Annotated in this window: 26 protein-coding genes and 3 pseudogenes; 21 read left to right on the top strand and 8 right to left on the bottom strand. The window is 62.2% G+C overall.

Translation table 11 applies throughout. The annotated features are described in order from the left end of the window. Positions 1-5 precede the first annotated feature (5 nt). Together FJ974_RS28670 and FJ974_RS28665 are read left to right on the top strand one after the other, a co-directional pair. Positions 6-278, top strand: coding sequence for a hypothetical protein (locus FJ974_RS28670; RefSeq protein ID WP_181177058.1), 273 nt, complete (start codon positions 6-8; stop codon positions 276-278). A gap of 23 nt (positions 279-301) precedes the next feature. Further along, positions 302-451, top strand: a pseudogene (locus FJ974_RS28665) (carbohydrate ABC transporter substrate-binding protein); the annotation flags it as partial. 175 nt (positions 452-626) lie between these two features. Here the strand turns inward: FJ974_RS28665 and FJ974_RS30470 are convergent. Continuing rightward, positions 627-752 carry an SDR family oxidoreductase gene (locus FJ974_RS30470; protein ID WP_140532288.1) on the bottom strand — a complete coding sequence of 42 codons (126 nt, stop codon included), beginning with the start codon at positions 750-752 and terminating at the stop codon, positions 627-629. A 48-nt stretch (positions 753-800) separates the two neighbouring features. Between FJ974_RS30470 and FJ974_RS28655 the strand changes: the two are divergent. The 4 genes and pseudogenes from FJ974_RS28655 to FJ974_RS30465 form a co-directional block, all read left to right on the top strand. After that, a pseudogene (locus FJ974_RS28655) lies at positions 801-971 on the top strand (SDR family oxidoreductase); the annotation flags it as partial. Continuing rightward, the gene (locus FJ974_RS28650) at positions 968-1714 is read left to right on the top strand and encodes an SDR family NAD(P)-dependent oxidoreductase (RefSeq protein ID WP_140532286.1); all 747 of its coding nucleotides are present in this window, start codon (positions 968-970) and stop codon (positions 1712-1714) included. The pseudogene FJ974_RS28655 and the gene FJ974_RS28650, both read left to right, overlap by 4 nt. A gap of 311 nt (positions 1715-2025) precedes the next feature. Continuing rightward, entirely contained in the window at positions 2026-3258 is a 1233-nt protein-coding gene (locus FJ974_RS28645) for a serine hydrolase domain-containing protein (RefSeq protein WP_140532284.1), read from the top strand. Positions 3259-3300: 42 nt separating this feature from the next. Further along, positions 3301-3399 (top strand): annotated as a pseudogene (locus FJ974_RS30465) (IS21-like element helper ATPase IstB); the annotation flags it as partial. Positions 3400-3848: 449 nt separating this feature from the next. Here the strand turns inward: FJ974_RS30465 and FJ974_RS28630 are convergent. Then, a complete protein-coding gene (locus FJ974_RS28630; protein ID WP_413468379.1) occupies positions 3849-4106 on the bottom strand; it encodes a transcriptional regulator in 258 nt (85 codons plus the stop codon). A 153-nt stretch (positions 4107-4259) separates the two neighbouring features. On the opposite strand from FJ974_RS28630, the gene FJ974_RS28625 reads away from it, so the two are divergent. Next, on the top strand, positions 4260-4844 hold the full coding sequence (locus tag FJ974_RS28625) for a hypothetical protein (protein ID WP_140532280.1): 585 nt from the start codon (positions 4260-4262) through the stop codon (positions 4842-4844). Positions 4845-4884: 40 nt separating this feature from the next. Here FJ974_RS28625 and FJ974_RS28620 read toward each other — a convergent pair whose 3' ends face one another. The 3 genes from FJ974_RS28620 to FJ974_RS28610 are packed head-to-tail and all read right to left on the bottom strand — an operon-like array spanning position 4885 to position 6715. Then, positions 4885-5580 (bottom strand): thermonuclease family protein, encoded by a 696-nt coding sequence (locus FJ974_RS28620; protein WP_140532278.1) that lies wholly within the window; start codon positions 5578-5580, stop codon positions 4885-4887. After that, positions 5577-6110: a thermonuclease family protein gene (locus tag FJ974_RS28615; RefSeq protein WP_140532276.1), complete on the bottom strand. Its 534-nt coding sequence runs from the start codon at positions 6108-6110 to the stop codon at positions 5577-5579. Before FJ974_RS28615 ends, FJ974_RS28620 begins: the two co-directional genes overlap by 4 nt. After that, positions 6107-6715: a hypothetical protein gene (locus FJ974_RS28610; protein WP_140532274.1), complete on the bottom strand. Its 609-nt coding sequence runs from the start codon at positions 6713-6715 to the stop codon at positions 6107-6109. Before FJ974_RS28610 ends, FJ974_RS28615 begins: the two co-directional genes overlap by 4 nt. A gap of 31 nt (positions 6716-6746) precedes the next feature. Between FJ974_RS28610 and FJ974_RS28605 the strand changes: the two genes are divergently transcribed. From FJ974_RS28605 to FJ974_RS28540, 14 genes are read left to right on the top strand one after another with little or no spacing between them, the layout of a single operon-like run. Beyond that, positions 6747-7514 carry a transglycosylase SLT domain-containing protein gene (locus FJ974_RS28605; protein ID WP_226891704.1) on the top strand — a complete coding sequence of 256 codons (768 nt, stop codon included), beginning with the start codon at positions 6747-6749 and terminating at the stop codon, positions 7512-7514. Between the two features lie 35 nt (positions 7515-7549). Beyond that, complete coding sequence (locus FJ974_RS28600; protein WP_226891703.1) at positions 7550-7756, top strand: hypothetical protein; 207 nt, start codon at positions 7550-7552, stop codon at positions 7754-7756. 12 nt (positions 7757-7768) lie between these two features. Then, a complete protein-coding gene (locus FJ974_RS28595; RefSeq protein WP_140532272.1) occupies positions 7769-8107 on the top strand; it encodes a TrbC/VirB2 family protein in 339 nt (112 codons plus the stop codon). Positions 8108-8110: 3 nt separating this feature from the next. Next, positions 8111-8410, top strand: coding sequence for a type IV secretion system protein VirB3 (locus tag FJ974_RS28590; protein WP_140532270.1), 300 nt, complete (start codon positions 8111-8113; stop codon positions 8408-8410). A 1-nt stretch (position 8411) separates the two neighbouring features. Then, positions 8412-10826 (top strand): VirB4 family type IV secretion system protein, encoded by a 2415-nt coding sequence (locus tag FJ974_RS28585; RefSeq protein WP_140532268.1) that lies wholly within the window; start codon positions 8412-8414, stop codon positions 10824-10826. Continuing rightward, entirely contained in the window at positions 10823-11884 is a 1062-nt protein-coding gene (locus tag FJ974_RS30340) for a lytic transglycosylase domain-containing protein (protein ID WP_140532406.1), read from the top strand. Before FJ974_RS28585 ends, FJ974_RS30340 begins: the two co-directional genes overlap by 4 nt. 11 nt (positions 11885-11895) lie before the next feature. After that, positions 11896-12594 (top strand): type IV secretion system protein, encoded by a 699-nt coding sequence (locus FJ974_RS28575; protein WP_140532266.1) that lies wholly within the window; start codon positions 11896-11898, stop codon positions 12592-12594. Continuing rightward, positions 12591-12809: a hypothetical protein gene (locus tag FJ974_RS28570; RefSeq protein WP_140532264.1), complete on the top strand. Its 219-nt coding sequence runs from the start codon at positions 12591-12593 to the stop codon at positions 12807-12809. Before FJ974_RS28575 ends, FJ974_RS28570 begins: the two co-directional genes overlap by 4 nt. A gap of 9 nt (positions 12810-12818) precedes the next feature. Continuing rightward, positions 12819-13820, top strand: coding sequence for a type IV secretion system protein (locus FJ974_RS28565; RefSeq protein WP_140532262.1), 1002 nt, complete (start codon positions 12819-12821; stop codon positions 13818-13820). Positions 13821-13859: 39 nt separating this feature from the next. Then, complete coding sequence (locus tag FJ974_RS28560) at positions 13860-14552, top strand: virB8 family protein (protein ID WP_140532260.1); 693 nt, start codon at positions 13860-13862, stop codon at positions 14550-14552. After that, positions 14552-15364: a TrbG/VirB9 family P-type conjugative transfer protein gene (locus FJ974_RS28555; protein ID WP_140532404.1), complete on the top strand. Its 813-nt coding sequence runs from the start codon at positions 14552-14554 to the stop codon at positions 15362-15364. Before FJ974_RS28560 ends, FJ974_RS28555 begins: the two co-directional genes overlap by 1 nt. Further along, positions 15361-16587: a type IV secretion system protein VirB10 gene (gene virB10 / locus FJ974_RS28550; RefSeq protein WP_140532258.1), complete on the top strand. Its 1227-nt coding sequence runs from the start codon at positions 15361-15363 to the stop codon at positions 16585-16587. Before FJ974_RS28555 ends, virB10 begins: the two co-directional genes overlap by 4 nt. Continuing rightward, positions 16568-17620 carry a P-type DNA transfer ATPase VirB11 gene (gene virB11, locus FJ974_RS28545; RefSeq protein ID WP_140532256.1) on the top strand — a complete coding sequence of 351 codons (1053 nt, stop codon included), beginning with the start codon at positions 16568-16570 and terminating at the stop codon, positions 17618-17620. Before virB10 ends, virB11 begins: the two co-directional genes overlap by 20 nt. Beyond that, a complete protein-coding gene (locus FJ974_RS28540; RefSeq protein WP_140532254.1) occupies positions 17620-19578 on the top strand; it encodes a type IV secretory system conjugative DNA transfer family protein in 1959 nt (652 codons plus the stop codon). Before virB11 ends, FJ974_RS28540 begins: the two co-directional genes overlap by 1 nt. A gap of 190 nt (positions 19579-19768) precedes the next feature. On the opposite strand, the gene FJ974_RS30245 is transcribed toward FJ974_RS28540, so the two are convergent. The 3 genes from FJ974_RS30245 to FJ974_RS28530 all read right to left on the bottom strand — a co-directional run bounded on the left by FJ974_RS30245 (position 19769) and on the right by FJ974_RS28530 (position 21538). Further along, positions 19769-19900, bottom strand: coding sequence for a hypothetical protein (locus tag FJ974_RS30245; protein ID WP_264296838.1), 132 nt, complete (start codon positions 19898-19900; stop codon positions 19769-19771). Between the two features lie 351 nt (positions 19901-20251). Continuing rightward, a complete protein-coding gene (locus FJ974_RS28535) occupies positions 20252-20437 on the bottom strand; it encodes a hypothetical protein (protein ID WP_140532252.1) in 186 nt (61 codons plus the stop codon). A 177-nt stretch (positions 20438-20614) separates the two neighbouring features. Beyond that, positions 20615-21538, bottom strand: coding sequence for a DUF2493 domain-containing protein (locus FJ974_RS28530; protein WP_140532250.1), 924 nt, complete (start codon positions 21536-21538; stop codon positions 20615-20617). Between the last annotated feature and the right edge of the window lie 299 nt (positions 21539-21837).

The raw sequence follows: 21837 nt of genomic DNA, 5'->3' as shown, positions 1-21837 counted from the left end.
GAGAGTTGCTGTCACGACTGGACCCGCGCGGCGACGCCGCCGAAGACCCTTTGCGGCAATCTCTGGCCGCCGCCCGCGAGCAGGGCGCGATACTGGCCGAGTTGAGAGCCGCTTTTCGCCTCGCGGGACTTTGGGCCAACCACGGCCGCGACAAGGAGGCGCGTGAGTTGCTCGCACCGGTCTATGAGGCATTCGACGAAGGCCTCGACACGCCTGACCTGATGGAGGCCGGACGCCTGCTGCAACGGCTTCCACAAGGAGCGACTGCGGTGCCCTAGGGAGGAGTGCAATGCTTAAATGAATGTGGATCGGCCTGCTGGCGGGCGCTGCACTGCTGCCGCCTAGTGGCCAGGCTTCTGCGACAACCGAACTCACGATCCTGTGGGCAGAATGGGATCCAGCCAACTATCTGCAGGAGCTCGCCAATGAGTATGAGAAAAAGACCGGGGTCGCTGGTGAGGACGGTTGCCAGCAATCTCGTTGGGTGTTCCCATGCGGTTGAAGACACCTGGCGGGACTTCCCACTCGCCCGAGGAGTTCGTGCTCGACGCAGCTTCTATTTCATCGAGTTCTGTGGCGATCCAGCCGGGGCTGACACAATTTGCCCGGATTCCGAATAGCGCACCTTAGACCGCCAGCGAGCGTGTGAGCGCCTCCACTCCCGCCTTCGCAACGCCGTACAATCCCCAGTTTCCGTGCAGTGTGGCCGTCGACGAGATGTTTACGATCGACCCACCGCCGCAGTCGCGCATCACCGGAAGGGCATAGCAGGAGACGAAGTAGGTCGAATCGAAGCAGCGTTGGCCTTCCTCGCAAGCGAGGATGCATCCTTCATCACCGGTCAGACGCTTGTGGTCGATGGCGGATTGTCGATCCTTGATTACACGTCCTTTTCGCTGCTCAAGACGCGCGGCCCCGCGCTGTTTTCGGGAACGTTGGCAGATACGTCCACCCAGCAGGAACCAAAGTGACACAATCAAAAGCGCTCATCACCGGTGCCGGTGCGAAAGATGGAATTGGTTTCGCCTGTGCCAGGCTGCTGGCCGAGGCTGGTTTCACGGTTGCGCTCTCCGCGACCACGGAGCGCGTAATGGATCGTGTGAACGAACTGAATATGGCGGGTCACACGGCAAGCGGCCATATAGGCGATCTGACCAAGGCCGGCGAAGTCGATCGCCTTCTGTCCGAGCTCGGGAACGTCGATATCCTCATCAACAATGCCGGCATGGGCACCAGGGCGAAGCCCTCCCTGGAGAAGCACCTCACGGAAATCACCGCGGACGAATGGGATCATGAGCTTGCAGTGAGCCTGAAGACCGCGTTTTTGGTCACGAGGGCCTTCCTTCCGGCAATGCTGTCGCTAGGCTATGGGCGCATCGTGAATGTGGCTTCGGTCACGGGTCCGTACGTGTCTAACCCAGGCTCTTCCGCATATTCGGCCGCCAAGGCCGGCATGGTTGGGTTGACCCATGCGCTGGCGCTGGAAGTGGCATCGAAAGGCGTCACGGTCAACGCGGTTGCTCCCGGCTGGATTCAAACCGGCGCATCGACGCCGTCCGAGCTCTCAGCAGCCCTGAACACACCATGTGGACGTGCCGGTCGCCCGGAGGAGGTCGCCGCCGCAGTCGCCTTTCTTGCCTCGCCCGCCGCCAGCTACATCAACGGCGCCGTTCTCGTTGTCGACGGCGGGAATATTTTGCAGGAGCGGAAATGAAGCTTGTTCGATGGCGAGGAGTATTGATCGTCCAGTTCGCGCCAAGCCGTCCTGGCGGATGACTATCCGATCGGTATGGGGCTTCCAAGAATTTTCTAGGCCACACCGCTGACCCGAAAGTGACGCACTTTGCTAGGGAGTGAACGGCGGCTCTGCGCCTCAAAGTTTGCCGTAGGGGACCGCATTTGGGCTTCCTGAGAGCAGACGTCGTCTGCAGCTTCACTGGAGGTCAAGCAGGCAACTATTGGCAATAATGCGGGGGAAGCGCAGGACTGTTCAAAGGCCTTCGCCTGCGACAGGACATTTGCGCGATGAGTCAATTTGGTAGCGAACCAGTTCGTGATCCTGCGGACCTCGGCTTCGACAAGGCGCGGCTGGCGCGACTGAAGCGGTGGATGCAGCGATATGCCGACACCGGGCGCTGGCCGGGTGGTGCGGTGCTCATCGCGCGTCATGGCGAACTCGCCTTTTTCGACTGCGCCGGGCACGCCGACGTCGAAGTCAAGCGGCCTTGGCAGCGCGACCTCATCGCCCGCATCTACTCGATGACCAAGCCTGTCACCGCCGTCGCGCTGATGATGCTGTACGAGGAGGCGCGCCTGCATCTCGACGATCCGGTCGAAGCTTACCTGCCGGAATTCAAAAATAGGCAACTTCTGATACCGGGCGCAACGTCGCTGGACCAAACGGTGCCCATCAAAATGAAGATGACGATCCACCATCTGCTGACCCACACATCTGGCCTAAGCCTTTTTACGAACCCCCGACTGCTCGGCGAAGCTTATGCCAAGGAAAAACTCGGCCTCGCCCTTGCCTACGGTGGGCTCGACAAGATGGTGCGCAGGATCGCCGACCTGCCACTGGAATGGGAGCCGGGCACGAGATGGCAATACAGCACCGGGTCCGATGTCATCGGCCGCATCGTGGAAGTCGGTTCCGGAACGACGCTCGACAAGTACTTTGCGACTCGCATCTTCGAGCCCCTCGGCATGACCGACACCGGCTTCTCTGTGCCGGAGTCTGAGATCAGCCGTTTTCCCCCGCTCTATGAGGTTACGGCTGGCGGCATGGCTTTGCACGAAGCGCCGGAGGTTTCGGAGTGGCGGCAAGGCAAGGTTGATACGTTTTGCGGCGGAGGCGGGCTCGTCGGAACCATCGACGACTATTGGCGGTTCGCCGAAATGCTGCGGGCTGGAGGTGAACTCAACGGCGAACACATCCTCAGTCCCCGCACTTTGAGATTGGCGGCGCGCAATCACCTACCGGGAGATCTTGCCTCGATGGCACCCGAAGTTTGGGCCGAGACCCAGTTTGACGGCGTCGGGTTCGGTCTGCTGGGCTCCGTGGTCCTCGATCCGGCTAAGGCGCAAATTTCGGCGCAAGTGGGCGACTATGGCTGGGGTGGGGCGGCAGGTACCTTCTTCTGGGTGAGCCCGGTCGACGACATGGTTGTCATTCTTTTCACGCAACTGCTGCCTTCGAGCGCCATTCCGGTGCGCAAAGAGCTGCGTGCACTCGTCCATGGTGCGTTGACAGGGGCCTGAGACTCGTCAACAGAAACTGCGTGGAGCAACCTTGCGCTAGCAAGCCAGCTCGGCTTCGTCGTGCTCGATGAGCTCTTGGCCCAAGCCGGCGGGCAGTTGCTCTTCCATCTCATCAGCCGGCTTTACGAGCGGAACGCGCTTCCGGCATCGGTCATCTCACGACGATGCCGCGCAACCTGAATGTCCGCCCTTGAGGAACCGCAGCCTGAAGCTACCTGTCCCCTTCCGGGCCATTTCGGACTGAAAGTCAGAAACGCTCTCGGACGGCACTGGATTTGGACAGTTCGAAACAATGCGATCAGGGCGGGGTTAGTGCCGCTTGGCCAAGCGCACACCAGGGCCTCCGCCGTTCTCCGCTAAGAATTCGATTCCTGCCGCCTCAAAGGCGGCACGAATCGCTTGAAGCGTTTTGGGCTTGAGGCGATCGCCTTGTTCCAGACGAGTAATCGTTTGCGTGGCCACCTGCGCTGCTTCGGCAAGTTCACGTATTCCCGCCCGCGCCATCCTGCACTGTACAGGATCTATTTCATCACATGGTGATGATTTCTGTCGCCCGCTCACGGCCGGACCGGCACGGACAGAGCCGCTTCTCAGGTGCGCTTCGAGAGACGAACACCTGGTCCCCCTCCATTTGCCGGGATGAACTCCACACCCGCGCGTTCCAAGGCACGCTGAATGGATTTTAGATTGGACACCGTCGTTGGAGGGACGCCGTCCTCAGCTTCAGCACGTCGGACCGTCGCAACTCCGACACTTGCTGCTGACGCCAACTCACCCGCACCCCATCTAAGCAGAGCCCGCGCAGCTCTGATTTGCGCACCGGTGATCGAAAAATTATCATGTGATATCAAATTGACCTGCGCCGACGTCCGTGGTAATGATCTGCATCCTAAGGTGTCCTCCATGGTGGCTGAACGTCCGCCCCAGGAGGCGCGGCCAAGCGAAGTGCGCCAACACGACGCTCGGCCTAGCCACAATCCAGTTGTTTGGGAACTCGGATCATGACTGATTCTGAGAGTAGCACGAGTCGTTTCGATGTCATCGGCAACCCTGGCTTGGTGGGCACAGTTCGGGCCGCATTGGAGCTGGCGAATGCGTCCATCGCAGCCGATCCAATTGAAGAAACCGATTCGGTCGTTGCACTATGGCAGCAGTGGAATGCTGCCCATGCAAAAACTGTGGAGTTATGCCGAAAGCAGCAGCGGCTCGAATCTCAAGCTATCCGAATGGCAAATTCCGCCAATGGCGCGGACGGAGCTGTGCCAGAAATTACATGGCAAGATGCGGCAAAGACCGTCGGCTATTGCTCGGCCAAAGAGGCCGAAGACAAAGCTGCCGCTGAAGAACAGAAGTTCGCGGCTGCCCTGTGGAATGCACCTGCGCGATCGGCGTTGGGTGTCTGCGCCAAGCTGGCGGCGATAATTGAGGACGGGCAGTGGTCTGAAGAGTGTCCCGATTTCCCATGGCCGCAACTTCGGTCGATCTTAGCCGACCTCGTCCGTATTGAGCAGGCCCAGGAGACCGCCCGGCCGGCCAAAAAGGAACAGAATCCAGAGCATCGCGGAGCCACCTCGGAGCACGAGTAGAGTTCCTCGGCTTAGCACCCACCAAAGAGCGCAGAGCCTACTAGCGATCTACACGAAATGGGCGCCGCCTTGCCTCGGTGAACGGCGGCGAAATCTCAGATTCCCGCTCGCCGAGCAGGTTGAAATCCGCGATCGGCTTGCGCGCCAATGACCGGTCGAGCGCCTTGGCGCGCCATTCGCCCATACCAAGCACGTATGTCGCCCATATGCCGTAGCGCCCGGACATGGCATAGCGCTGCCACTTCAGGTATCCCGATGGGGCAGGGGACTCTACCACCCGCGCCCATCCAGCTCGCAGCATCTGGATCGCGAGATCGTGTCCGTCCACGAAGCACCTGGCAATGAGCTCCCCGTCGCCACCAACAGAGGACGGCCGACAGACAACTTCCCTTGCGCCAATTGTTCGTTTTAGCCACGCCTTGGCAAGTGCGCCGCAAGGGACTGGTTTCAGGTTAGTGCTGTTACCATGTCGGGCCGGATCGAAGGCCCATTGCGGCAATTCACATGTATCGATGCCAGCGAGGCGCACCCGTGCGGCAGGAACAGGAAACCACAAGGTGCGCCCGTCCAAAACCGAAACCCGACCGGTGACCGTCGCAGGAATTTGCGCCGCATCCGGGATGAGCGGCTGACCCGTGGCAGCACCCCGGCTGCTCGCGACATCCGCTGCGAACAAAGCCGAAGGAAAGCAGCCGAACGCCAACGCCGACAGCGCGAGCAGGGTGCGGTGGCTCATGGCCGAACCCCCTTGGCGCCGGCGGCCCGGCCGAGCACGATCGCAGGGTGCTGAACGTCACCGAATTGCCAAAGGCCGGCATGCTTCTCGCGAGCCGACTGTTCGGCGACGGCATAGGGTTCGTACAAAGGCAAGCCGTCGGCGCGCAATGCCGCGAACGCCAAGCCGGTGCTGATCATCAGCGTGCCTAGATCCAGCCTGTCTTGGCCTATGGTGACGAAACATACGACCTGCGTAACGGCACCGGCTTTCGCGACAGGCGCGCATTGCGGTTTTGTGTCAGCAACGTAGGCGGCAAAGACCGAGAGCGAAGCTTCTCCACAATCGCTGCGGCGGCCGGCGGCGTTGGTGTAGAAGGTCCCGCGAAGACAAGCCTGGACACCATAGAGATGGTATCGGGTGCCCTTAGCAATCCAGCTGTCGCCGCTCTCGAGCGTCACGCCTGAACGAAGCGCGAAATAGCCCTGCGGCGTGGCTATCGCGGGGCTCGCCGCGAGGGCGCCCGCAAACGCAAAGGCAGCGATTCTCATTGCGCCTTCATCCTCGGGTCGGCCCACATGCCGTAGCCGCCGCGGCCGATCTTTTGTGCCTCGTCGAGGTCTTTGCGCGCCGGCGTGCCATCAGGCTTTTTGGCGATGCGATGCGTGCCGACGGAAACCAGCTGCTCCTCAAGCATATCCACTGAGTCAAGGACGCCCGGGTAGTTGTAGTAGCCGTAGCAGGTGGCGTCCTGGACCGGAGCGTTGGCTTCGCTGACGAACGCCCGGCAGAAAATCACCTTGGGCGACTTCAACAGCGTCTCCAGGCCCTGCTTGGCATACTCGGCACAGGTGCCCGAGAAATTCTCCCGCCTGTTGACCATATCGCCGTCGCAAGGCTCGATACCGTAGAGATGGATCGTCGTCTTGTCGTTGATCCTGAAATCGGTCGGCGAGACAGCGTGGTATCCCTTTGCGGAAGCGAAGCCCTTGCGCTCGGCGATGCCGCCCTGGCCATCATAGTACTCCATCACCAGAACCGTCTTTCCCGCCGCGGCCAGCGATCTGACGTAGTCCTTGTCGATGGGTTGAGCCGCGATGGCCGGTAAGGCCGAGGCCAGGCAAATCGCCACTCCGCCGCCAACTCTGCGTTTCATCTGATCCTCCTGGTCGAATTGCCCACGCAGAATGCCTTTTCTTCGCCTTGGGGGCAATAAAGAATATCAGTTTGACATTCTTTTCTTCATCCGCTACCGATTCGCCGAATTCCACGATTCAACCGGAGCGTTAGCGCCGATGCCCGACAAGTTGCCCCTCCCGACGAAACGCCGTCCGGCCTTTTTTCTCACGGCGACCGTCTTAAGCGGGATTCTCACTGCACCTGCGGCCTTTGCCACGGAGACGGCCGAAGCCTGGGATTTTGGCCCGAAGCCGCCGCTTGCCGGCAAGTCCAGCGCGCAAGATCATATGATCGAGGGCGTTTTCGACGCCCGCTGGCGAGAGGCACCACAAGCCTATGCCGTCGATAAGCACGGGCGCCTGCGAGAGGAAGCAGACCCGGTTTCGATCTCGGCCAGCACTGCTTCCTGGAAGGTCAACACCTCTGCAAGATCCAACACCAAGGTAAGTCAATTTGACATCCTGGAAAGCGGCCAAGCAACCACTGAGGACGGGCGCTGCGGACCATCTCTGACCAGTACGGATGACATTGTCCGCCTGGTCAAAGACGCGGCCCTGAAATACGGCGTGGACGAACGCTTCGCGCTGGCCATCGCGACAGTCGAAAGCCGGCTCGACCGCTTCCGCAATTCCCCAAAGGGCGCCCGCGGCACAATGCAGCTGATGCCGGCGACCGCTGCACAATTGGGCGTCGCCGACATTTGCGATCCGGCCGACAATATCGACGGCGCCGTCCGGTTCATGGGGATCTGTTTGCCACCTGGCGCAATCCGCTGATCGTCGCGGCTGCCTACAATGCGGGGGAGGCGCGCGTGCGCGAATATGGCGGGATCCCGCCATTCGCCGAGACCGTCCAGTTCGTCGCCGATGTCATCAATCGACAGCTTGGATTGCCCGACCCCAAGCGTCACGCCGGTGCAACCGAAACAGCGCTGGCGCCAATCGACAGCAACCGATCCACCGGATCAGCCACCCCGACCAGACCGCGTCAATGGGTCGGCGGCGTCATGCATTTCTAGCGGAGCCAGAACATGAACCAGACGTTGCGCAACTTCCTGCCTCAGCCTGCCAATCGAACAGCTATCGCCGCTGTCGCCCTCGCGTTTGCGCTGGGCGTTGTCGCAGACCCGGCCTTTGCCCAGACCTCGGGCGCCTTCGCTCCGCTGGAGACGGCGGTGCAGATGATCGTCGATTTCATCACCGGCCCCTTCGGGCGCCTGCTCGCTATTATCGCCGTCATCGGCCTGGGGTTCCTGGCCTTTGCCGGCCGGCTGTCATGGTTCACCGCGGGCGCCGTGGTGATCGGCATCGGCCTGGTGTTTGGCGCGCCGGCCATTGTCGACCAGATGATCTCCGCCGTCGGGAAGTGAGCGATGTCAGAGCGTCCTGACGACAGACCGCAACTGACGCCGCTGGTTATCGGGCTCACGCGGCCGCCGATGATGTGGGGCGTCCCGCTCAACGCCTTCTACATCATCCTCGGCATCACCCTGATCGCCTTCCTGGTGTCCACGAGCTTCTGGGCCGCACTGATCGCCCCGGTTACCTATCTCGCGCTGTTTGCGCTCTGCAGCCGCGACGTCCGCATCCTCGACCTTGTCCAGACGGCAGGCCGGCGGACACCGCGCACGCGCAACAAACTGTTCTGGCAAACCAACTCGTACGGCCCCTGACATGCTGAACCTCATCGCGGAAGAACTGGGTTTCGGGCGCCAGCGCCGGCGCGAGAAGCCCATGGCCAGCCACGTGCCTTACATGCGCCACGTCGCGCGCACGGTGATCGGCCTGGAGAGCGGCGCGCTGGTCTCTGTCATCAGGCTCGACGGCCTGTTCTTCCAGACGGAGGACCAGGCCGAGCTCAACATGCGCGCGAGTGTCCAGAACACCATGATCCGGGCGCTTGGCTCGAGCCGCTATTCGCTTTGGTCGACCATCATTCGCAAGCAGGTCGTGCCGTCGATCGGCGGCTGGTTCGCCGATCCGTTCTGCAATCTCCTCAATCAGCGCTACATGGCCGAACTTACGCAAAGGCGCATGTTCACCAACGAACTCTATCTCACCGTGGTGCGCGCGCGCATGCGCGGTGCCCTGGGAGCCGCCGAGACAATCGCGGGCGTTGTCGGCTCCTCCTCCGGCCAGGAGCAACAGAAGCAACGTCTTGACGAGCGGGTCAGGGAGCTGGAAGAAGCGACCGCCAATATAGTACGCGAGCTCCAGAAATACGGCGCCCGCCCGCTCGGCATTACCTACCGCAATGGCGAGCCTTATTCGGAACCCTGCGAGTTCTTCAACACGATCCTGACCTGCGGATTGTCACGGCCAATGCGGCTGCCGCGCATGGCGATCCGCAATTATGTCGGCACCTCACGCCTGCATTTCGCCAAGCGCACCCTGCAGGCGCAGGGGCCGAGCGAAGCGGAAAACCGCTTCGGCGCGATGCTGTCGATAAAGGAATACCCGCCTTTCTCCGGCCCTGGGATGCTCGACGGGCTGCTGCAGCTCAATCACGAGTTCATTCTGACGCAGTCCTTTACCATCGCCGACAAGCCGATCGCACAGGAACGCATCGCGCGGCTGCAGCGCCAGATCCAGGCTTCCGACGAAGCGGGCAGCACGGTCGAAACCGACATTGATTTCGCCTTCAACAGCCTGGTCAACCAGGAGGCCGTATTCGGGTACCATCATTTCAGCCTGCTGTGCCTGGCCCGCGATTTGGCAGCCCTCGACAAATCGGTCTCGGACCTCGGCGCCTGCCTGACCGAGATGAACATCAACTGGCTGCGCGAGGATCTCAATATGGAGGCCTCCTTCTGGGCGCAGCTGCCGGGCAACCACAGCTACATTGCGCGCTCCTCGATGCTGTCGAGCGCCAACTTTGCCGGCTTCTCCTCAATGCACAACTTTGCCACTGGCAAGGCTGCCGAGAATCATTGGGGGCTGCCGATCGCCGTCCTCGAGACGACTTCGCAGACGCCTTACTGGTTCAACTTCCACCGGCGTGACATCGGCCATTTCCTGGTCACCGGGCCGACCGGCTCGGGCAAGACCGTGGTGCTGAGCTTTCTGCTGGCGCAGGCTCTTCGCATCTCGCCGGAGCCACGGGCCGTCTTCTTCGACAAGGACCGCGGCGCCGAGATCTTCATCCGCGCGGTGGGCGGCAATTACGAGGTTCTGCAGCCCGGGATCGTCACCGGCTTCAATCCGCTGCAGATGGAGAATACCGCCGGCAATCGCGAATTCTTGCTGCGTCTCATCAAGGTGATGCTGCAGCCGGCGGACGGACGTGGCTTCAGCCAGGAGGAGGAGCACACGCTGGAGCAGGCGATCCGCCGCATCTGCGCAGAACCGCTGGAGCAACGCACCCTTTCCAATCTGTCCAGCCTGCTCCTGGGGCGATCGCGTTCGGACTCCAACGATCTCAGATCACGGCTTCGGCCCTGGTTCGAGGGCGAGAAGAGCTGGCTCTTCAACGCGCCCCGCGATGTCCTGTCATTGTCGGGCAGGCGCATCTTCGGCTTCGACATGACGCATGTGCTCGACAACGCCGACATCCGCACGCCGGCGCTGATGTATGTTTACCACCGCCTCGATGAGCTGCTCACCGGCGATCCCGTCCTGATCTTCATGGACGAAGGCTGGAAGCTGCTGCAGGACCCGACCTTCTCCAGCTATATCGTCGACAAGATGAAGACGATCCGCAAGCTGAACGGAATCGTCGGATTCGGCACGCAATCCGCGGCCGATATCGCCAAGGCGCCGCAGTCGCATACGCTGATAGAGCAGTCCTCGACCAACCTGCACTTTCCCAATCCACGGGCCGACGAGGAGAGTTACATCCGTCGCTTCGGGCTGACCACGAAGGAGTTCGACTTCGTCAGGAACACGCCGCCGGAGCGGCGGACATTCCTGATCAAGCACGGCATCGATTCCGTCATCGCTCGCCTGGACCTTTCCGCCATGCCCGACATCCTCAAGGTGCTGTCCGGCCGCAAGGAAACGGTCGAGGCCTGCGCGGCGCTGCGCACCCGTCTCGGCGATGATCCGGCGGCATGGCTGCCGCAATTCTGCGGCTGGGAGGCATCGACATGATCCGGCGACTTCCCCTGCTGCTGGTCCTGCTGGCCTCCCCATGCGCTGCCGACATCCCGACCATAGATGGCACTATCCTCGACAAGCGAAGGGATAGCGCCAGCAGGATCGGTGAGATCGAAAGGGTGGATCGTGATCGTTATGGCGTCAGCGAGAGCGTCACCTGCTCGGTCTACCGACCGGGCCGCAAGGACGACCCGGTCGCTGCCGCCCAGGCCAATCCCTCGATAGCAGGCCTTGTCCGGCGTATCGCCCGCGAGGAGGGCGTGGACGAGAACCAGTTTCTGGCGCTTGTCTATCAGGAAAGCCGGTTCAACCCTTGCGCCAAATCGGGCGCGGGCGCGCTCGGGCTGGCGCAGCTGATGCCTGGAACGGCCGCCGAGCTCGGCGTCAATCCACATAACATCGAGCAAAATTTGCGCGGCGGCGCGCGCTACTTCAGGCAGCAGCTGGCGCGGTTTCACGGAAATGTCTCGCTGGCTTTGGCCGCCTACAATTCCGGGGCCGGCAATGTCGAGAAATTCAATGGCATCCCGCCGTTCCGCGAGACGCAGGGATATGTCGCGGCCATAACTCAAAAATGGCTGCCGGCCTTTGGCGGGTCGGACAAGTCCGGCATTCCCTTGAATTACGGCGGATCGGGCGAAGCCTATGAAGGGATGCGCACCGCGACGTTGAACGGCATGGGGCTGAGCGGCGCCATCGGCGACGGATCGGCTGACGTCGCCTCATGGTTCCAGCAACTCGGGTCGGCCGCCACCGGCACCATCCAGGACAGCTGGGACCAGAATTCCAACGCCCGCACCGCCAATATCGAGATGCTCAATCGCATGATCCAGCTCAGTGCGAGCCTGGCCGATCTCGTCAATTCCAGGAACGCGGCAACGTTGAGCGATCTGTCGGGCGCAAACCGTTCAGGACAGTATTCCGGCCCCAAAGATCAGCCGCCGCCGGGCCGTTCCTGCGACGAGCGCGCCGGCATGGTCTGGAGCGAACAGGCACAAAGCTGCGTGCAAAGGCTCGATCGCAACGCCGAACTGCTTTTTAACCCGCAATGAAAGGTGACCACATGAAACGTTCATTCCTGCTGCTTGCCGCCACGGCGATTACCATCACGTCAGCCAAGGCGGACATTCCCGTCATCGACAGGACCAATTATGCCGTGGCCAAGGACACGGCAGAAAAGACGGCGAAGATCCTCGACACCAACAAGGATATCCTCACCACCGTCGAGAAGACCCTGCAGGCGGTCACGGGCGAGCGCGGCAGCGATGCCGGATCGCTGAAGGATCTGGCCGTCGGCAATGGTTTCAGCGTCTCGTCCGTCCCTTCCTTCGACAGCATGCTCAAGGATGGCGTGCCGGATTTCGGCTCCATGGGGCCAGACATCGCGAAGGCCGCGACGGTGTTCATCAACGGACTGCAGCTGGTGAAGTCGCTTTCGGGCAAGCAGAACAGCTCGCTTGCCAGCGAAAAGTCCTATGAGGAGCTGGTCAAGACGGTGCTGGGCGTATCGGCCTTGATCAAGGGCTCGCAACAGGCCGTGGCGACCCGACGGGCTGCGCTCGAAGACGCCGGGCAGGGGATCGGCCAGGCCAAGGACATCAAAGGGTCGATCGACCAGAATACGCAGCTGCAGGTCCAGACCGGGCTGACGCTCAACGAGATGATCGGGGTCATGAACAGCGCCGTTCAGTCGCTGCAGGCCGAAAACCAGCGACGACTGACCGACATCTCGAACACCAAGAAGGCGCTGACCTACGAATGAGGGCCTGGCTCAGCGCATTCGTGCAGATCTCGGCAGTGTTGCTGCTGACGGCCTGCGGCACGCCGAAAGAAAAGTCGGCGCCCTGCAAACGGCCGCCCGATGTCAGCAGCTACACGGCCGAGCCACGGCTGGAATGCGGGCCGGTGCGGCCGGTCAATCCAGACCGGCGCGCCGCGCTGGCTGCGATCGATGGGCTTGCTCTTCAATCCGAGTAGGACAGGCAGTTGGAAAACTTCATCGGCGAGCTTTTGCAGCGCATCGATGCCTCGGGCAAGAATTTCTCCGAGCGTGCCTTCGACATCCTGAGCCGGGACATCGAGCCGCTGCTGCGGCTGCTGTTTATCCTCGTCGTGCTCTTCTACGGCACGCAGCTCATCTTGGGTTCCTCGCGGCTCGGCGTCGCCCAGATCGTCGGGCGCATCGCGCGCGTGTTCCTCATCCTGATCGTCGTCGGCACCTGGTCCAACTTCGACACGCTCTTCTACGACTGGATCACCAAGGTGCCTGAGGCGGCGGGCCGCGCTATTCTGTCTGCCTCCGGCACCGGCGTCACCGAGCCGACCAACGGCCTGTCGCAGATCTGGGAAACGGCCAATCTGGCAGCCTCAACCTTTTCCGAACAGGCCGGCTACTTCTCAGTCCTGCCTGCGCTGATCGGCATGATCATCATGGCTTTCGCAGGGCTGTTCGTCTCCGTCGCGCTTGGCATCCTGGTGCTTGCGAAGGTGATCCTGTGGGTGCTGCTTGGCACCGCGCCTCTGTTCATCGCCTGCATGTTCTTTGACGTGACCCGCAACTACGCGATCGGATGGCTGAACCAGTCGCTGCTCTACGCGCTCATTCCACTGTTCGTCTATGTGATCGCCGCATTCCTGATCGCGGCCATGGCGCCAGAACTCACCAAGATCGACCAGATCTCGGGCAATCGCGAGCTGAAGCTCAGCGACCTTGCCGCTTTCATCATGTTATGCCTGGCCGGCAGCTTCGTGCTTTTGCAGATCCAGTCGCTGGCGCAAGGCATCGTCGGCGGGCTGGCAATGCCTCTCGGCCACCGCTCGCGCGCCTACGCTGCGCAGGGTGTTGTGCTTGGTCGCATGGCGATCGGCAGCTCGGCCCGGCAGATGCAGGCGGCCGTCCACCGGGTCCAGGCAAGGCTCCATGGCCCGCCGGCCATTTCGGGCGAGGCCATGCAGCGCGCCATCACCGCCAATGGAAGGCCCAGATAGGGCAGGGCCCGACGATCCTCCAGCAATCAGACGAGAAGCATGGCCGACACGACAGACGACAGACTCCGATCGTATTTCCAGGAAGGGGACTTGTGGGAGCACGAGATCCTGAAGGGGGCGAGGCGTTCGAGCCGCATTGCCTGGTTTTTCACGCTGGTTTTCGCCGCGCTTGCCGCGCTTGCCATCCTCGCGCTGGTCCTGATGCTGCCGCTGAAAAGTTTCGAGCCCTATGTCGTCGAGGTCGACCGGAACACCGGCTATATCGAGGTCAAGTCTGGACTGACACGGGCGGCCAACCTCACCGAGCAGGAGGCCGTCACCCAAGCTAACGTCGTGCGCTATATCCGCAATCGCGAAGGGTATGATCCTTTTGCAATAGAGGAATATTTCGGGATCGCGGCGCTGCTGTCGACCGGAGAAGCCGCCCGCGACCTGCAGAACCAGTTCAGCGCCGCCAACCCGCAAAATCCAGCGAAGCTCTATGGCCGGCTGAAGCGAGTTCTGGTCGACATAAAGTCCGTGTCGTTTCCCAATGCAAGCACGGCAATCGTGCGTTTCTCGACCGCTGAAAAGAGCGACACCGAGCAGATCGACCGGCATTGGATCTCGGTTGTCAGGTTCCGCTACACCGACACGCCGCTCAGGAATGAATGGCGCTTCGAAAACCCGCTCGGCTTCCAGGTCTACAGCTACCGGCGCGACCAGGAGACCGTGACGCCGGGTGCCCAATGATGCGGCGCGGTTTTGCCGTTGTGGCCGCGCTGTTTGTTTGGGGATTCCCAGCACCGGCGCCTGCGGCGCAGACGCCAAAGGGCGGCTCGCTCGACGCGCGCGTCACCAGTGTCACCTACCAGGAAAACAATGTTGTCCAAGTGTTCGCCAGCTACGGCATTTCGACAATGATCGTCTTCGACGAGGACGAGAAATTCGAGACGATTTCGCTGGGCGACACTGAAAGCTGGCAGGTGGTCCCGGCCGAGAAGGGCAACATCCTTTTCGTCAAGCCGATTGCGAAAAACGTCAGGACGAACATGAACGTGGTCACCAGCAAACGCATCTACTATCTCGAGCTGCACGATGGCGCTCCGGACAAGGGCAGGCAGGTCTTCGGCATCCGCTTCGTCTATCCGGAGAAGAGCCTCGAGCCGGCTTTGCGCCAAGAGGCCGAGCAGCGCGCCGCCTGGCCGAACATCGCTGGCATCGACAAGGCCAACGTCAACCTCGACTATTCGTTTTCCGGGGACGTCCGTCTCAGACCCTCGCTGCTGTTCGACGACGGCAACAAGACATTCTTCCGGATGGGCCGGCGCGTGCCGGCGATCTTTACGGTCAATTCGGACTACTCGGAAACCCTCGCCAACTTCCGCAAGGAAGGCGAGTACATCGTGGTTGACGGCGTGGCGACGCAGTTCACGCTGCGCGACGGCGACCAGTGGATCTGCATCTTCAATCTGAGAAAGCCCGATTTTGGCGCGCCCGATCCCGACGTCCTCGCTCCCGTCGAGGACAAGCAGGCGAAGGTGCGCAGAAGGAGCGGCAATTGACGCAGCGAAGCCCCGAACTCGAGGTTCTGGCCAGCAGCGGCGATGCGGCGGTTGCCGATCCTTCGGTGCGTCGCAAGCAGCTAGCCGGCGGCGCGGTGCTGGTCCTTTTGGGGCTGGCGGCGGGGTATTTCGTGCTTGCCGGGCGTCAGCCGCCGCCGCACGACATGCTTGAAGGCGACGAGGAATTCTCCACGACGAGCTTCCGCCCGCCTTCATTCATGCGCGAGCGCGAGCCGGCGCCGAAGCCGCCGGCACCGGAGGTGATCGAGCTGCCGCCACCTCCGCCTCCGCCGCCGGCGCCGGCGGTGCAGAATGAGAGCGACACGACGGCCTTCAACGTGCCGCCGCCGCCCGCGTCCACCGCCGAGCATGCTGGACCGGTGGAACCGGTGGAGGAATTTCCGGCGCGTTTGCGCTCCAAGATGATCGTCTATGACAACCAGGCGACCGCAGGCGATGAGAACGGCGAGGCTTCCCGCGATGCTGACGGACGGACCGTCGCGGGCGAGGATCGCAACAGCAAGTTTCTTGCCGCCGCCGCAGGGATCGGCGATCGCTCGGCAAGCGCGAGGAAAATCCAGCGCATCGACGCTCTGGTTCCCGAAGGCACCCTCATCCCCGGGATCCTGGAGACGGCGATCGTCAGCGATCTGCCAGGCCAGATCCGGGCGATCGTCTCTCAGGATGTCTATTCCTTCGATGGCCGTCGCATTCTCATCGCGACGGGCTCGCGGCTGATCGGCGAATACCAGTCGGAGATCACCCGCGGCCAGAAACGGATTTTCGTCATCTGGACCCGCCTGCTTCGGAATGACGGCGTGAGCGTGCGGCTGAACTCGATCGGCGCCGACAGCCTCGGCCGCTCCGGCCTGACCGGGCGCGTCGACAACAAGTTCCGGGAACGCTTCGGCGCGGCGATGCTGCTGTCGGTAGTCGGCGGCGCCTCAAACTATCTCACCGGCTATGGCAGTCAGGCAGCGTCCGGCAAGGGCGACGAGGCACAGCGCGCCGAAGACCTCGCGCGCACGACGATCGCCCAGACCTTCTCGGACATGGCCAACCAGGCGCTTGCCGACAGCCTCAAAATCCCGCCGACAATCAGCGTGCCGCAAGGCGAGCGGATCTTTGTGTTCGTGCGCCAGGACCTCGATTTTTCGGCCCTTTACGACGATCCCGTGACAGAGGCCTACAAGGAAATCCGTCATGCGCGTGGTCTCAACTGAAGCCGCCGACCGCGACCAGCACTACTTTCTTTACCGGTCGCTAGAACCGTTGAAGTCTTTTCTGGTCGATCCCCGGGTGGTGGAGATCTCGATCAACAAGCCCGGCCACGTCTATGTCGAGCGGCTCGGCGCGGCTCATATGGAGTTTCACGAAATCCCGAGGCTCAGCGCTACCGAGATCGCCAATATGGGCGAGCGCGTCGCGGCGGCCACCAACCAGTTCATCAGCCCCGCCAACCCGATCCTGAGCGCCGCGCTTCCGTCCGGCGAGCGCATTCAGTTCGTGCTGCCCCCGGCTGCCCCGGCCGGCGGCGCGGTATCGATCCGCAAACAGGTGGTCGGCGAGTTCACGCTGGAGGATTATCGCGACAGCGGCGCCTTCGATCGCGTGTCCGTGGATGTCGACGGCCTGAGCGACACGGACCGGTCGCTGATCGAGCGCCTGACCCATGGAGATGTCTATGGCTTTGTCCGCGCGGCGATCGCCAACCGCGTTTCCATGCTGATCAGCGGCGGCACTTCAAGCGGCAAGACGACATTCCTGAACGCCTGCCTGAAAGCGGTGAGCAGCAAGGAGCGGATCATCACGCTGGAAGACACGCGCGAGCTGTTTCCGCCGCAGCCCAACGCGGTCCATCTGCTTGCCTCCAAGGGCGACCAGGGAACGGCCAATGTAACGATCCAGGATCTGATCGAGGCCTCGCTGCGCATGCGCCCGGACCGGCTTTTCGTCGGCGAGGTGCGGGGCGTTGAAGCCTTCTCGTTCCTGCGCGCCATCAACACCGGACATCCAGGGTCGATGTCCACGGTCCATGCCGACACGCCGGCCGGCGCCTATGAACAGCTTGCCATGATGGTGATGCAGTCTGGCCTGTCGGCTGCATACCCGAAGGCTGATCTGGTCTCCTATATCCGCAGCGTGATCCCCATAGTCGTCCAGCTCAGGCGCGACGGCGGCCGGCGCGGCGTGTCGGAAATCTATTTTGCGCGCCTGAACCAAGCCCAGGCGAACCGGCCGGGGACAAAAAAGTAATGACCGGCCCGCTTCGCATCGCCTATGTCGCGTTTTGCCTTGTGCTGTCGCTGGTCGTCTGGCTGGTCGCATATGGCACGGGGTTGCAGCTTCTCTACGGCGACGGCCGCATTCTGGAGGCCACGATCACCAGGGACCTGCTGGCGCCGCTGCGACAGCTGGCGCACTATTCAGACAGTCCAGTGTTGCGCTGGATCGGGCTGGGTGCCGCGCTTCCTTCGCTCCTCATTGGCGCGGCGACAGCCTATCTCGGCCTCAGGTCGGTTCCCAATCCGCTAGGCGACGCGCGCTTTCAGGATGCGGTATCGCTTCGACGAGGCAGGTGGTTCCGGCGCCAGGGCCATATACTGGGGCGGCTCGGCCGGCATCTTCTTCGCGTTCAGGACGAGCGGCATCACCTTGTGATCGGGCCGACGCGCTCGGGCAAGGGGGTCTGCTATGTCATCCCGAACGCGCTTACCCACCGCGGTTCGATGATCGTGACGGATCTGAAGGGCGAGATCTTTCGTTCCACCGCCGGCTATCGCAAAGCGCAGGGCAGCCAGGTGTTCCTGTTCGCGCCGGGCTCGGAGCGGACCCACCGCTACAATCCGCTCGATTTCATCAGGCCCGATCGCGGCGATCGCACAACCGACATCCAAAACATCGCCAGCATTCTTGTCCCCGAAAGCCTCGATTCGGAGAACGCGATCTGGCAGGCGACTGCCCAATTGGTGCTGGCTGGCGCCATCAGCTACGTCCACGAGAGCGCGTCTTATCGCGACCGGCGCAACCTTGGCGAGGTGACCTCCTTCTTCAACAGCGGCGTGAACCTGCAGGCGCTGATGACCCTGATCAAGGAAAAGGAGCCGAACCTGTCGCGCTTCACGCTCGAAAGCTTCAACGCCTACCTGGCGCTGTCGGAACGCGCCGCCGCCTCGGCCCTTCTCGACATCCAGAAGGCCCTGCGTCCCTTCCGCAACGAGCGCGTGGCCGCGGCCACCACGGTGACGGATATGGACCTGCGCGCAATGAAGCATCGACCGATTTCGATCTATCTCGCCCCCAATATCACCGACGTGGCGATGCTGAAGCCGCTGCTTTCGCTTTTCATTCAGCAGACGCTGGATACGCTGCTGCTGGCGCATGAACCGGATTCGCTGCCGATCTACTTCCTGCTGGACGAGTTCCGGCAGCTGAGAAAAGTCACCGAGATCACAACGAAGCTGCCTTACGTGGCCGGCTACAACATAAAAATGGCCTTCGTCATTCAGGACCTCAAAAACCTCGACGAAATCTATGGCGAGACCTCGCGCCATTCGCTGATGGGCAATTGCGGGTATCAGCTGGTGCTTGGCGCCAACGACCAGGTAACGGCCGAATATGTTTCAAAGGGGCTGGGCAAGCGAACCGTGCGCTACAAGACGGAGTCCCGCAGCATCGAGCTGATGGGCCTGCATCGCCGCACGAAGGTCGAGCAGCTGCGCGAACGCGATCTGATGATGCCCCAGGAAGTCAGGCAATTGCCCGCCGACAAGATGATCATCCTCGTCGAAGGTCAGCGCCCGGTTTTCGGCGACAAGCTGCGGTTTTTCGCAACAGCCCCGTTCGCCGCGATGGAAGCATTCTCCAGAGCCAATGTCCCGCATGTCCCGGCCACCGAGTTCCTGCCGCGACTGCCCATACCGGCGATCTCCGAAGCGAATGCCAGGGTCGGTGCGTCCGAAATTTCGGTCGTCGCGCAGCTTGCGCAGGACAGGTCTCGGCCCCTCGCTTCCGCCGAGCCCCTTTTGCCGGCCGACCCATCGGCAGGCGCCAGGCTCGCCATCGAGGCGCGCTTTGCCTCCGCGGCACGAAGACTAAAAACGCTGACGACCAAGGCTGCCCAGACCACCGCGGCCGCAAAGCGCGACTGGGCGACCATCTTTGACGAGATCGTCCCCGACGATCCGAACATCGCTGAAGGGGAGGGCGCATAGACCCGTGTAGTCCCTGCCGGCAGCATCCAATGCCGGCATGGACAAGCCCGCTGCCGGGGTGGGGATTGGCAGCGGGCTTGCAGGGAACACTCACCGGAGGCCGCTTCATCCTGAGGAATCCACTGCCTCGCGATGTTCAATCCGCAGCTCAGGGAAATGTTCCGCCGGACGAATGAGCGGCCACGATGCCCTATCTGGCAAAGGGCCTCGTTCCTTCGACAAAGCGGATCTCGGGTTGTGAAGCGCCGAGTATCAGTTTCAAGTCGGCTCGCTTCAACAGGTCGAGCGACTGTTCGATGAGGCGGCGGGTTTCGGCCATCACGGCGGCAGTCTCCTCAAGAAGCTTTCGCCTTTTCTCCTGAGTGAGGGTTGCCTGAATAAGACAGAACGTCACGTCCCGCATGCGGCGCCAACGGCCCGGGTCCGGAAATGTTCCAGAGCTCAGCTGGAAAATTTGTCGAGTTCGTCCTGGCGGGGACAATACCGCGATCCGGCCGGTATTGTTGATGTGTCAACCGCCATTCACGGTTGCGCACGAACGTTTCGCAGGCAGCCGCGACGCGCGGTCGGCCCCAAAGATGTCTGCACATTCGGCCAATTCGAGAAAAGCCACAATTCAGCTTCGCCGATGCCATCGCAGGGCCATTCCGGCCTTCACGCCCGGGTGGGAGTCCTAGTTCTCGGCATGGCTAAAGACGACAGCGCCGCTGTCCTTGCGGACTTCGACCGACACGACCCCATCATCTCCCTTTCGGGTCGCGAACATGGAGACGGCATGAGCCTTCGCCGTCTTCTCGGCGTCGAAAGTCACCTTGTCGATGATGCCCTGCCTATCATACCACACGACAGTGTAGGCCATTCACGCTCCCATCGTTCGGGTGAGCATATAGAAGTTTGGGCGTCTCCGCGACAGCGGCTTTCGTGGCCTCAAATTTGAACGGGACCCGCCAGCTGTCCATACTGCGAACGGCGCACCGATAGAAGGCGAACCGTCCGTCAGGGAGCGGTCCGCCTGTTCCGAAAGCGTCCCAGGCGCTCAGCAGCTGCCGAACTTCCAGACCGGGATGCCGAGCTTTCTTGCCTTGTCGGCGAGGTTGTCGTTGATGCCGGTGCCGGGGAAGTGCATGACGCCTTTCGGCAGGATCGCCAGCATTTCGTCGTTGCGCCTGAAGGGTGCTGCGCGGCCGTGCCTGGTCCAGTCAGGTCCGAACCCGATCTGTGGCACGTTGCGATTGGTGGCCCAGAGGGAGGCGATCTTTTCAGCGCCCGTGGGCGATTTGCCGTGCACCAGAACCATGTCGGGGTGCTTTTGATGCACCCGGTCGAGCCTGGCCCAGATCAGCCGGTGATCGTCGAAATCGAGTCCGCCGGTGACGACGATCTTCGGCCCGGGAGGAAGGAGCACCTCCTGCTCGGCCCGCTTTTTCGCCATCAGGAAGTCGCGGCTGTCGATCATGGCCGCGGTGAGGTTACGATGGTTGAGCTTCGATCCGCTGCGCGGAAGCCAGGCCTTGCCGACGTGGCGTTCGTAGTGCTCGGCCGCCTGGTCGCGCATCAGTTCGAAAGCATTCTGGCGCTCGATGCAGGTCTGGCCCTGGGCGATCAGTTGCTCGAGCTCGACGGACTTGACCTCGCTGCCATCCTGTTCGCGCTGGAGACGCTTCTGCGCCTGCTCATTGTCGTCGAGCTCGCGCGCGATCCGTTGGCAGGCGCGGTGAAAGAGGTTGACTGTGGACCAAAGCAGATCATCGAGATCGGGCTCGAGGCGCGTTTGCCCAAGCGTTGCAATCAGCGCGTCGAAGATGTCGGCGACGGCGCCTGCGACCTCATTGCCGTCCGGCAACGGCCGCTGATCCGGCTCATCGGCGAAGGGGCGGTATCCGTGCAGCTGCAGTTCGGTGAGCATATGGCTCGTGGGCGAAGAGGCGTGGTGCGGTTCGAATTCGTGGTGGTCATTCATCGGAGGGCTCCGCCGGGTGGACCGCGACCGTCGCGGCCTTCATGGCGACGAAGCCCACGGGCGGGGCGGGCCTGCACCCGAAGCGTCAGCGCAGGGCCGGAGCGTGAGGGAAGGATGGCGAAGACCGGCTATTTTGTCTCGCGATGGAAAGGCCCGCGGCTCGCGCGGCTTGCCGCGAGGGCAGAAGGGCCGCCGGAAAATAGCCGGGCTTCGCCATTGCCGGACCGGCCCGCTTGTGGGCCGATCGCCCTTTCGAAGGCCGAGGCGCGGTGCTCCGCGAACCGACCCATGCGTGAGCG

The organism is Mesorhizobium sp. B1-1-8 (assembly GCF_006442795.2).
GTDB lineage: Bacteria > Pseudomonadota > Alphaproteobacteria > Rhizobiales > Rhizobiaceae > Mesorhizobium.
This window is presented reverse-complemented; position numbering and strand designations above follow the sequence as displayed.

What these genes read in the sequence shown, in the direction of transcription:
- FJ974_RS28615 (WP_140532276.1), bottom strand. Translation starts at nt 6,110, where the DNA reads ATGAGAATCGCTGCCTTTGCGTTTGCGGGCGCCCTCGCGGCGAGCCCC.
- FJ974_RS30340 (WP_140532406.1), top strand. Translation starts at nt 10,823, where the DNA reads ATGATCCGGCGACTTCCCCTGCTGCTGGTCCTGCTGGCCTCCCCATGC.
- FJ974_RS28575 (WP_140532266.1), top strand. Translation starts at nt 11,896, where the DNA reads ATGAAACGTTCATTCCTGCTGCTTGCCGCCACGGCGATTACCATCACG.
- FJ974_RS28570 (WP_140532264.1), top strand. Translation starts at nt 12,591, where the DNA reads ATGAGGGCCTGGCTCAGCGCATTCGTGCAGATCTCGGCAGTGTTGCTG.
- FJ974_RS28625 (WP_140532280.1), top strand. Translation starts at nt 4,260, where the DNA reads ATGACTGATTCTGAGAGTAGCACGAGTCGTTTCGATGTCATCGGCAAC.
- FJ974_RS28560 (WP_140532260.1), top strand. Translation starts at nt 13,860, where the DNA reads ATGGCCGACACGACAGACGACAGACTCCGATCGTATTTCCAGGAAGGG.
- FJ974_RS28555 (WP_140532404.1), top strand. Translation starts at nt 14,552, where the DNA reads ATGCGGCGCGGTTTTGCCGTTGTGGCCGCGCTGTTTGTTTGGGGATTC.
- FJ974_RS28540 (WP_140532254.1), top strand. Translation starts at nt 17,620, where the DNA reads ATGACCGGCCCGCTTCGCATCGCCTATGTCGCGTTTTGCCTTGTGCTG.
- FJ974_RS28530 (WP_140532250.1), bottom strand. Translation starts at nt 21,538, where the DNA reads ATGAATGACCACCACGAATTCGAACCGCACCACGCCTCTTCGCCCACG.
- FJ974_RS28645 (WP_140532284.1), top strand. Translation starts at nt 2,026, where the DNA reads ATGAGTCAATTTGGTAGCGAACCAGTTCGTGATCCTGCGGACCTCGGC.
- FJ974_RS28620 (WP_140532278.1), bottom strand. Translation starts at nt 5,580, where the DNA reads ATGAGCCACCGCACCCTGCTCGCGCTGTCGGCGTTGGCGTTCGGCTGC.
- FJ974_RS30470 (WP_140532288.1), bottom strand. Translation starts at nt 752, where the DNA reads ATGCGCGACTGCGGCGGTGGGTCGATCGTAAACATCTCGTCGACGGCC.
- FJ974_RS28605 (WP_226891704.1), top strand. Translation starts at nt 6,747, where the DNA reads ATGCCTTTTCTTCGCCTTGGGGGCAATAAAGAATATCAGTTTGACATT.
- FJ974_RS28610 (WP_140532274.1), bottom strand. Translation starts at nt 6,715, where the DNA reads ATGAAACGCAGAGTTGGCGGCGGAGTGGCGATTTGCCTGGCCTCGGCC.
- FJ974_RS28535 (WP_140532252.1), bottom strand. Translation starts at nt 20,437, where the DNA reads ATGGCCTACACTGTCGTGTGGTATGATAGGCAGGGCATCATCGACAAG.
- FJ974_RS28590 (WP_140532270.1), top strand. Translation starts at nt 8,111, where the DNA reads ATGTCAGAGCGTCCTGACGACAGACCGCAACTGACGCCGCTGGTTATC.
- FJ974_RS28585 (WP_140532268.1), top strand. Translation starts at nt 8,412, where the DNA reads ATGCTGAACCTCATCGCGGAAGAACTGGGTTTCGGGCGCCAGCGCCGG.
- virB11 (WP_140532256.1), top strand. Translation starts at nt 16,568, where the DNA reads ATGCGCGTGGTCTCAACTGAAGCCGCCGACCGCGACCAGCACTACTTT.
- FJ974_RS28595 (WP_140532272.1), top strand. Translation starts at nt 7,769, where the DNA reads ATGAACCAGACGTTGCGCAACTTCCTGCCTCAGCCTGCCAATCGAACA.